10 protein-coding genes are annotated in these 10032 nt (G+C 70.0%); all 10 read left to right on the top strand.

Translation table 11 applies throughout. From position 1 onward, the window contains the following. The first annotated feature begins 54 nt into the window (after positions 1-54). Positions 55-828, top strand: a complete 774-nt coding sequence (gene hutC, locus V8688_RS17100; RefSeq protein ID WP_218719733.1) for a histidine utilization repressor — start codon at positions 55-57, stop codon at positions 826-828. A 371-nt stretch (positions 829-1199) separates the two neighbouring features. Further along, entirely contained in the window at positions 1200-1457 is a 258-nt protein-coding gene (locus V8688_RS17105; protein WP_218719732.1) for a hypothetical protein, read from the top strand. A 9-nt stretch (positions 1458-1466) separates the two neighbouring features. Next, positions 1467-2078, top strand: coding sequence for a hypothetical protein (locus V8688_RS17110; protein WP_316575201.1), 612 nt, complete (start codon positions 1467-1469; stop codon positions 2076-2078). Between the two features lie 998 nt (positions 2079-3076). Continuing rightward, positions 3077-4096, top strand: a complete 1020-nt coding sequence (locus tag V8688_RS17115; protein ID WP_342801205.1) for a polyprenyl synthetase family protein — start codon at positions 3077-3079, stop codon at positions 4094-4096. Continuing rightward, on the top strand, positions 4093-5364 hold the full coding sequence (locus tag V8688_RS17120) for a hypothetical protein (protein WP_316575199.1): 1272 nt from the start codon (positions 4093-4095) through the stop codon (positions 5362-5364). Before V8688_RS17115 ends, V8688_RS17120 begins: the two co-directional genes overlap by 4 nt. A 58-nt stretch (positions 5365-5422) precedes the next feature. After that, positions 5423-6415 (top strand): fatty acid desaturase, encoded by a 993-nt coding sequence (locus V8688_RS17125; RefSeq protein ID WP_218719728.1) that lies wholly within the window; start codon positions 5423-5425, stop codon positions 6413-6415. Next, positions 6406-7215, top strand: coding sequence for an NnrU family protein (locus V8688_RS17130; RefSeq protein WP_218719727.1), 810 nt, complete (start codon positions 6406-6408; stop codon positions 7213-7215). Before V8688_RS17125 ends, V8688_RS17130 begins: the two co-directional genes overlap by 10 nt. 77 nt (positions 7216-7292) lie before the next feature. Continuing rightward, a complete protein-coding gene (gene mvk / locus V8688_RS17135; RefSeq protein ID WP_342801206.1) occupies positions 7293-8333 on the top strand; it encodes a mevalonate kinase in 1041 nt (346 codons plus the stop codon). Then, positions 8330-9382 (top strand): diphosphomevalonate decarboxylase, encoded by a 1053-nt coding sequence (mvaD, locus tag V8688_RS17140; protein ID WP_342801207.1) that lies wholly within the window; start codon positions 8330-8332, stop codon positions 9380-9382. The genes mvk and mvaD overlap by 4 nt, the downstream gene beginning before the upstream one ends. Further along, positions 9379-10032 (top strand): phosphomevalonate kinase (locus tag V8688_RS17145; protein ID WP_342801208.1); only part of this gene is annotated, 654 nt, incomplete at its 3' end. The genes mvaD and V8688_RS17145, both read left to right, overlap by 4 nt.

The following is a 10032-nucleotide window of genomic DNA, read 5'->3' on the forward strand; positions in this document are numbered from 1 at the left end:
GCTGTGTCGTTCGGGCGCAACGTATTCTCTGGGCAAACTGAGGGAACGGATACCGTGGTGGCGATCGAAGTGGTCGATGCGGACCTGGCCGCGCTGTACGGCGAACTGGGGACCGAGTTCGCGGCGTACGAACGTGTCAAGCAGCTGATCATGGCGCAGATCAAGGCCGGTCGATGGACCGAGGGTGAGCAGATCCCGTCGGAGAACCAGCTGGTCAACGCGCTGGGCCTGTCCCGGATGACGATCAACCGGGCCCTGCGCGACCTCACCGCCGACGGCGCGCTCAACCGGGTGATGGGTGTGGGCACCTTCGTCGCCGCGACCAAGGCCGCCTCCCCGCTGTTCGAGGTCAGGAATATCGCCGACGAGATCTCCCGGCGCGGCCACCGGCACCGGACCGAGGTGGTGTTCGTCCGCGCGGAGGAGGCGGGCGACCGGCATCCGGTGCTCGGGAACGCCATGAGCGGCAGGGTGTTCCACTCGCTGCTGGTGCATATCGAGGACGACGTCCCGATCCAGGTGGAGGACCGCTACGTGAACCCGGCGCAGGCGCCGGACTATCTGGCACAGGATTTCACCAGCATCACGCCGAATACCTATCTCAGCGAGGTGGCCCCGCTGATCCGCGGCGAGCACGTCGTCGAGGCGGTGCGCGCCAGCCGGGAGGAGTGTGCGCTGCTCGACATCGATCGCGACGAGCCGTGTCTGCTGATTCGGCGGCGCACCTGGTCCTCGGGTGGGCTGGTCAGCGCGGCCCGGTTGATCCATCCCGGATCGCGGAATCGGCTGGAGGGCAGCTTCGGCTCCGCGGCGAATGGCGCCGAATAAAAGGTCTCGGGACCGTCGAACAACTCGCCGCGCCATTCCGCGCAGTGTGAGCACTGTCCCGTGGCAGGCGCGACTCACCCTCCGGTGGTCCTCGGAATTGTTATGCGATCTGAATACTATGCAGCTTCGGCAAACGTTCAGCTAATCGCAAACACGTGCTTGACCTCGCTATATTTGTCGTAGGCGGGTGAAGCGCGATTTCGGGTTATCACTGTTTCGTGACGAACTACGCGACATGCCGGATTCGGGCTGTACGTTTAGTGGCCCATAGCTCGCTGGGTCCCATTCGGGTAACGGAGAGGGCGGAAATGGCTACAGTCGCGCGGCAGTCGGGGCCGCACAGGGTGGGTGCCCGGCAGAGCTTTTCCGCAGTGAAATCGACGCTGTCGCCGTCGGCGCTGGTGACCGTCGGACTGATCTTGTTGATCCCGGTTCTCGCCACCGCGGGCCCGATTCTCGCGTCGGCGATGATCGCCCGGTACGCCGGGGTCGGGCCGTCGGGCGCGGTGGTGCTGGCGGTGATCACCGCCGTCGTCGCGATCGCGGTGCTCACCGCGGGCTGGGCGTTCCGGCAGGCGTGGCGACGTGGTCCGGCCGGTCGGCCTTCGCTGGGTTCCTTCGCGCGGTAGGAGATCGCTATGCAGACGTACCGACCCGCCGCGGGCGCGGTGGTCCCCGCGATCGAGCCGATCGACACCCCGGAGGTCGCGCAGGAGTGCCGCCGCCTGCGCGTCGTCGCCCGCATCGACGACGCTGCCCTCTGGCAGGCGGCGGCGACGCGGCTGCTCGAGTGCGGCCGCCGGCGCTGGCGCACCCGCACCGATATCGCCGATCAGCCCGCGGTGCGCCGCTGGTCGCGCATCCAGGACCTCCAGGAGATCCCCGAACGGCCCAGCCTGCCCGCGTTGTTCGCCGCCGTCGCCGCCGGGGCGGAGATCGCCGCGGGGGACCCGTACGCCGACTTCGCCGCCGCGATCATGCTCCTGGCGAGCTGCCCGGCCGAAGTGGTGCTGCAGTCCGACCCGCGCACCGAGCCACGCGCCGTGCGCTTTTCGGTCTTCGCCCAGCGCGAAGACGACTTACCGCTCGCGGAGGACCTGATCACCACCACTCTCCGATCCTGTGGTGCTGTCCTGGCCCGTCGCTGCACGGTCCTGCGGCGCGGCCCGTCGATCCGTCCGCCCGCCCCTCTCGTCGACCACCCGCTGCCGGAGTTGCTCGTCCTCGGAAGCGGCACCGCCGCACGCTGATCAGCGCTCGACGAGGATGTCGGCCGGTGCGGCCGTGCTCGCGGCACGCAAGGGCTCGTGCCGGTCGCTCGGGGCGTGCTCGGGCGCTGTCCGCTCGGCCCTGTGCAGGCACGTCCGCCCCCGTCCGGAGAAGGTCCGGCTCCCACGGGCTTTCGGTCACCCCCGGGTGCGGTGGCACGCTTCCATCTGAAAACGACCCATGTTCCGTTTTGACATGGAGTGATGAATTGTCAAGGGCGACTGTGTATCTCGAGCGGCAGTCTGGTCGGTTTGGGAAAAGCCCCAAAAGTTCGGTTCCGGAGTCGGCGAGATCTCACCAACGGGTCGGTCCGATTCGCGGCATCGGCGGCGTGGTCGTAGAGTCGTCGAACGAGAGTGTTCGCACGCTCCCTCGGTGGCCGCTCGCCGGACGATGATGTCCTCGGCGAACGGTCCGGTCGGGCCGTCTCCGGCATCCCGGAGGACCGGCCTCGTAGTCGGCGTGACCCTACAAGGGGGTTGTCACGTCCGAATCATCTCTGTCGCAGCGTCGCGCCAGCCCACGGTTTTTACCTTCGCGCAACACACTCCCACGCATGCGTGGGCTAGGGTCACGAAATCTGTTGGGGCACTGAGGCTTACGACGCAAGTCCGATCGGGCGCGCGGTGAATGTCCGCCGCCCTCCGTGCGCGGGGGCGCGCGAGTTACTTTGCGGCACTATCGATTACGTCATCCAAAACTGGAACCTGTTGTAGTGCTTGACAATTCGACAGGGTCTCTACAAAACTACCCGTCGGTAGCCGACGATCGGGAAGCTCGGGCCCGGTAGTTGTGACAAGTCACCGCCGACGATGCCACCGCCTGAACCCCCGTAAACCCCTGTGCACCAGTCGGGGTGAACCTCACCGCCACCGTGACCACACCAAAGGAGTTCAGCGCTATGGACAATCCCGCGCTACCCTCAGCGCACCGTCAGGATGCTCATCCGGCAGTGCACCCGGAGCACTCGGGCGATCAGGTGGCGGTACTGCCCAGACCGTCGGTCACCGCGTCCGTCGTCGACGACGACCGGACCGTCGGGCCGGTCGAGCTGCTTCCGCTGGTCACCGCCCGGTTGCGCGAAATCCTCCTCACCGGTGGCGATTTCGACGACATCTACCGGCATGTCCTGGCCGCTCCCGGCAAACGTGTGCGGGCTCGTCTCGTGCTCGCGTGCGCGGGCCTGCTGCCCGACGGCGCGGCGGCTCCGCGCACCGCCGCCGTCGACCTGGCCTGCGCCATGGAGATGCTGCACGAATCCTCGCTGCTACACGACGACATCTGTGACGGATCCCTACTGCGCCGTGGTGCCCCCTCGGTGCCCGCCGCGTTCGGGGTGCGCATCGCCGCCAGAGCCGGATTCCATATGGCCGGCGCCGCGATGCAGGTGGTCGCCCAGGTCCTGTCCGAGAACCAGAACGTGTTCGGCGGCATCGGCGAGGCGCCGGGGGTGACCTACGCCGACCGGCTCTCCGACCTGTCCTTCGGCCAGCTCATCGAGACCCTGCCGCCCGCGGTGGACGCGACCGCCCTGCGCCGCCACTACGAGCTCGTGGCCGGGGCGAAGACCGGGACGCTGTTCCGGCTCTCGTGCTCCTACGGCGGCACGGCAGGCGGCGCCGATCACGATCGCCTGCAGGCCCTGATGCAGTACGCCGACCAGCTGGCGCTCGCTTTCCAGATCATGGACGACGTCCGCGACATCGAAGGCGGCCCCGAACTGGGCAAGGACGCCTGCGGCGACCTGGACCGGCGGGTGCCGACCTGGCCGGTGATCGAGTGGCTGGCGGTGCGCCCGGGCGCCAGGGAGATGTGGCTGTCGCCGGAGACCTCCAGCGAGACACTGCAATCCGACCTGGTCGACAGCGGCGCCACCCAGGCCGCGCGCGCCGTCGCGCTGCAGGCCACCGAGACCGCGAGCGCGGCCCTGGACATCTTCCCGTCGTCGCCGGCCCGCGACGACCTCCGCGAACTCTTGCAGCAGGTGATCAACCGATGAGACAGACCAGAATCGGCTCCCTGGCCTACGGGCTCCGGCATCTGCGGCGCGCGCCCGACATGGCCGCGCTGCGCGCCGCGTCCTCGCCTGCGGAGCTGGCCCGCCTGGCCCTGATCCCCGCGGGCCGCAACCTCGGCATCTCGGTGAGTCTCCTGCCCGCGCATCTGCGCGCGGAGGCGACCGCCGCGCTGCTGGCCTGTCGCGTGCTCGACGCCTTCGAGGATCTCAGCGATCGGGCGGTCGCGAGCAGCGCCGTGCTGGCCGCGGCCGACTACCTCAACAGCACCTCCGACACGCCCCCACCGGCACTGCCGACCGTGACCGCCGAGGCCCGCGACAGCGAAGCCGTCGACCGGCTGCTGGCCGAGCGCATCGGTGACATCAGAGCGCTGCTGTCGGCGTTGTCGGCGGAGGGACAGAAGCGGGTCGGCGAGGTGATCACCGATGTGGCCGGGGTGATGGCCCGCAACATCGACGGACCGCTGTCGCGGGTGGCCTACAGCGAGGGCGTGCTCGGCCGGGTGACGCACTACGCGTGCGCCCTGGTCGCCGAGAACGTGCTCTCGGAAGCGGACCTACGCGAGCTGACCGGCTGCGTCGCGGTGATCGCCCAGTCGGCGAACGACCTGCGCGACAACGAGTTCGAGATCTACGGCGTCGCCGACCGCGAGGAACTGAAGCGGATGGTGATGCTGCAGCTGCTGGCGCCGGCCCTGGGCGGGTTCGCCCTGCTGGCCCGGCTCGGCCCCGGCACGCCCAGTCGCGGTGCGCGCGCGGCGATGGCGTACATGACCATCACCACCTCCGCGTTCCTGTGCTCGGTCGTCGACGCGCCGTCGCCGTATCGGCGCAAGGTCGGCGCCGCGCTGCTGGCCGCCTCCTCGTCGCGGTACTGGACCAGGATGATCGACCGCGTCCGCCGGACCGCCGATCTGGCGATCCATCGGATGCTCGACGCCTCACCGGATTTCGCCGACGGCGCCAGCCGCACGCGCGAGGTGCTCGGCGCGGGCGACCCGGCCACCATGGCGACTTCGCTGGTCCCGCTGATCGTCGACACCACCTTCGCGCTGGTGCAGACCCTGCCGGAAGCCCCGCTGACCGGCGAGCTGCCCGACGCCGAGGTGCGCACCATGATGATCGCCGACCATCTCGCCTTCGGCGCGATGGAACGGGTGCCACCGCACGAACCCGAAGCGCTGCAGGCGCTCGCCACGAGACTCCAACTCGCTGCCCTCGACACCAGCACCCAAGGGAGCCGCCCATGAGCATCGTCACCAGACCCGCGCTCACCGACCTGGACACCACTAGCGAAGGAGCTCGACTATGAGCACCGGAACGCCCATCGCACCCGAACAGACGCCGTTCAGCAAACGCGTGCTCAAGCTCGAGCACGCCTCCAATGTCGGTCCGCTCGTGCACATCGCGCTGTGGATCGGCATGACCGCCTTCGGCCTGTTCGTGCCGTTCGCGTCGAACTGGTACGTGGCGGTGCCGCTGATCATCGTGCTGTCGCTGCTGAACCTGTCGCTGACCATCGGCGTCATGCACATGCACACCCACCGGCCGCTGTTCGTGTCGAAGTTCCCGAACCGCGTCGTCGACATCCTGTGCTGTCTGCCGGGCAACCTGACCGCCGCCGAGATGCGCGAGGTGCACGTCCTCAACCATCACCGGTTCAACGACGGCCCCGGTGACGTCACCGCGACCACCGGCATGGAGAAGGGCCTCGGCGCCATCTGGTACTGGGTCCGCTACGGCATGATCGTCAAGCTCCACACGATGCGGATGGTCTTCGCCGCCGACCCGGCGCCGCGCCGCCGCCGCACCCGCCACCAGTTCCTCTTCGATCTCGCCGTGTACGCGGTCGTGATCGGCAGCGTCTGGTACGTCGCCGGGATGGAGAAGTTCGTCCTGTTCTACTGGGTGCCGTTCTTCATCACCCAGGTCAACGCGGGTTACTTCGCCTGGCTGAGCCACGCGCCGGCACGCGGGTTCGACGACGAGCCGAGCACCTCGCTGAACAACGCGGGCAACATCCTCAACTTCCTGATCTTCAACCAGGGCTACCACAGCGTGCACCACCGCTACCCCGGCATCCACTGGAGCCAGATCCCGGACAAGCTCGACTACATGCGCGATGTCAATCCCGGCGTCATCGTCCCCTACTGGATGGTCGCGCAGTCGGGGTGGCGGCTGTTCTGGCCCGGCGGCTTCCTCAACGAGGGCTACGGCACCAAGTGGAAGGCCAAGCTGGAGAAGCGCATCGAGGAGGGGACCGTGCGCAACCGGTACCTGCCGTGGTTCGCATGGATCTGATCACCCCCACGCCCACCCAGGCCAGGGACGTGCTGACGAGCCGTTCGCGGCTCGTCCCGTTCCTGTTCTCCTTCGCCGTCTACGGCGTCGCCGGCATCACCGTGCCGCTGATGCTGCTCTTCGCGGGCGGCTGGTTCCTGCCGAAGACGATCGACAAGGGCCCGCACCTGTCGACCGTCCCGGCATTGCTGATCGATGTGGTGCTGCTGGCGCTGTTCGGCCTGCAGCACTCGGGCATGGCCCGGCCCTCGTTCAAGGCGTTCATCACCCGCTGGGTGCCCGACGCGCTCGAGCGGTCGGTCTACATCGTCATGGTGTGCCTGGTCATGTGGGTGATCATGCTGGCGTGGCAGCCGATTCCGGCCGTGCTCTGGTCGGCCGAGGGCACCGTGGGCCTGGTGCTCGACGCCGGGTTCTGGCTCGGTTTCGTGCTCGTCTACGCGGCGACGTTGCTGCTGAACCACTTCCACCTGCTCGGCATCAGCCAGGCCTACCGGGAGTACGTCATCCAGGTGCCGGACGCGACCGTCGACCGGTTGCAGGTGAACGGGGTCTACAAGCTCGTCCGGCATCCGCTGATGACCGGCCTGCTGATCTCGTTCTGGTTCGCCTCGACGTTCACGGTCGGGCACCTGGTGTGGGCCCTCGGGCTGACCGGTTACATCCTGCTGGGCACCTATCTGGAGGAACGCGATCTGATCGCGCGTTTCGGTGCGTCCTATCGCGCCTACGCCGCGCAGGTCCCCGCGTTCTTCCCGTCCGTGCTCCGCATCTTCGGCCGATCGACTCGGCAGCCGTAACGGCAGGCCGCCCGGCGCTTTTCCCCGAGGGGTGACGCGCCGGGCGGGCCCGGCCCGAGTTCGGGAGAGGAATCGACGTGAACGGTCATCCTGTTCGAGAGCGCATCAGACACAACTCCACCGACCCGGGCCCCGTCGCCGGTGTCGGCCACTCCTACGCCAAGGCGATCCTGCTGGGCGAGCACACCGTCGTCCACGGCACGGCCGCCATCGCCTTCCCGCTGCCCGCGCTGCCGGTGCGCGCCGTCGCCCGGCCCGCGTCCGCCGGGACCGAATCCGCGGTGCTCGCCCCGGGTCACTTCCGGTTCCGCGCCGGTGCCGCGGGCACCGCGTCCGGTCCACGCGTCGCGGTGGAGGAAGCGTTGCGGCGCTGGGGTTTCGACGACGACATCGTCGATGTGGTCGTCGAGTGCGACATTCCGCTCGCGCGCGGCCTCGGCTCGAGCGCCGCGTGCGCGGGCGCGGCGGTCCGCGCGGTCGCCGACCTGTACGGTCGCGCGATCGATCCCGGCACGCTCTACGAGCTGGTGCAGTGCGGCGAACAGGTCGCGCACGGGCGGGCCAGCGGCATCGACGCCAGTGCGGTGCTGGCCGGCGGGCCGATCTGGTTCCACGAGGGCGTATCCCGGCCGATGGCCGTGGGCCTCGACGCCGCGCTGGTGATCGCCGACACCGGGGTGCCGGGGTCCACCCAGCACGCGGTGGCCGGCGTGCGCCGGGTCCTGGACCGGGACCGGCAGGCCGCCGATCGGCTGCTGGCCAGGGCCGCGGACCTGATCGCCGCGGCCGCGACCGATCTGTCGGCCGGACACGCCGCCGCCCTGGGCGCGACGATGCTCGAATTCCAGGGCCTGCTCGGCGAACTCGGCGTGAGCACACCGCACATCGACACCCTGGTGAGCGCCGCGCTGGAGGCGGGCGCCTACGGCGCCAAACTCACCGGCGCCGGCCTGGGTGGCTGTGTCCTCGCCCTCACCGCGATCGACACCGCGCCCGCGGTCGGCACCGCGCTGCGCCGCGCGGGCGCGACCCAGACCTGGACGGTCCCCACCGCGAGCCTGCGCTCGGACGCCCTGTCCCCATCCGCCTCGAGACCGGAACGCGAAACCCACCGATGACACCCACTTCCGCAGTACCCGTCACTGCCGCCCGGCCGGGCGAGCACGTCCGCGAGGGCGCGGCCGTCGCGGTCGCGTACCCGAACATCGCCCTGGTCAAGTACTGGGGCAAGCGCGACGAAACCCTGTTCCTCCCCGTCACGGGGAGCCTGTCGATGACGCTGGACATCTTCCCGACGACCACCTCGGTGCGGCTCGTCGACGGGCCCACCGACACCGTGGAGCTCAACGAGGCCGCGGCCACCGGCACCGCTCTGACGCGCGTCGAGCGGTTCTTCGACCTGGTCCGCGCGCTGGCCGGACGCGACGAGCGCGCCACCGTGGTCACCAGCAACGCGGGCCCCACCGGTGCCGGCCTGGCCTCCTCGGCGAGTGGGTTCGCCGCGCTGGCCACCGCCGCGGCCGCCGCCTACGGACTCGACCTCGACGGGCGCGCGCTCTCGCGCCTGGCCCGTCGTGGCTCCGGGTCGGCGTCGCGCTCGATCTTCGGCGGCTTCGTCGTGTGGCATGCGGGCGAGGGCGACGGCGAGAAGGGCGACCTGAGCTCCTACGCCGAGCCGATCGGCGGCGACGATCTCGACCCGGCCCTGGTCGTCGGTGTCGTCGAGGCGGGCGCGAAAGCGGTGTCGAGCCGGGTGGCCATGCGCCGGACCACCGAGACCTCGCCGTTCTATCGCCCGTGGGCGGACTCCTCGGTGCTCGACCTCGCGCAGATGCGTGAGGCCGTCGCGCGCCGGGACATCGCGGCGATCGGGGAGATCGCCGAGCGCAACGCCCTCGGCATGCACGCCACCATGCTCACGGCGCGACCGGGGATCCGCTACCTGTCGCCGCACTCGATCGCGATCCTGGACGCGGTGCTCGCGCTGCGCGCCGACGGCATCGCCGCGTACGCGACGATCGACGCGGGCCCGAACGTGAAGGTGCTGTGCACCCGTGCCGACGCCCCCGTCGTCGCGGCCACCCTCGAGGAGCTCGGCGACTTCGTCACCACCCGGACCGCGCACATCGGTCCCGGCGCCCGGCTGATCGGGGGCGACGACCGGTGATCAGTTGTCGCGCTCCGGGCAAACTCTTCATCGCGGGGGAGTACGCCGTCGTCGAGCCGGGACATCTCGCGGTGCTCACGGCCGTCGACCGTTACGCGAGCGCCACGGTGACCGAGGTGTCCGCCGGGGCGGCCACGACGCTGCGTTCGGATCTGCACGGCGGTGTCTCGCTCACCCTCGGCCGCGACGGCGACCGCTTGGTCCCGGCGACGCCCGAGGGCGCGGTGCCTGCCGCCTTCGCCTACGTGTTCGCGGCCGTGTCGGTGCTCGACCGGCTCCGTGGCGAGCGTGGAATCGACGCTCGTCCTTATCGTTTGGCGGTGTCGGCCGACCTCGGCGACGCCGACGGCCGCAAGTTCGGGCTGGGGTCGAGCGCGGCGGTGACGGTCGCGACGGTCGCCGCCGTCGGCCGGTTCCTCGCGCTGGGACTGTCCGCGATGGACCGGTACCGGTTGGCGATGCTGGCCACGATCGAGGTCAACCCCCGGGCGTCCGGCGGCGACGTCGCCGTGAGCACCTGGGGCGGCTGGCTCGCCTACGGTTCCCCCGACCGCGCGGTGGTGGCCGCGACGGCCGCCGCCGACGGGATCGATGCCGCGCTGCGTGCGCCGTGGCCGGGCCTGTCGGTCCGCCCGCTGCCGACCCCGACC

The sequence above is a fragment of the Nocardia sp. No.11 genome (genome assembly GCF_038752175.1).
In the GTDB taxonomy this organism is placed as follows: Bacteria; Actinomycetota; Actinomycetes; order Mycobacteriales; family Mycobacteriaceae; genus Nocardia; species Nocardia canadensis.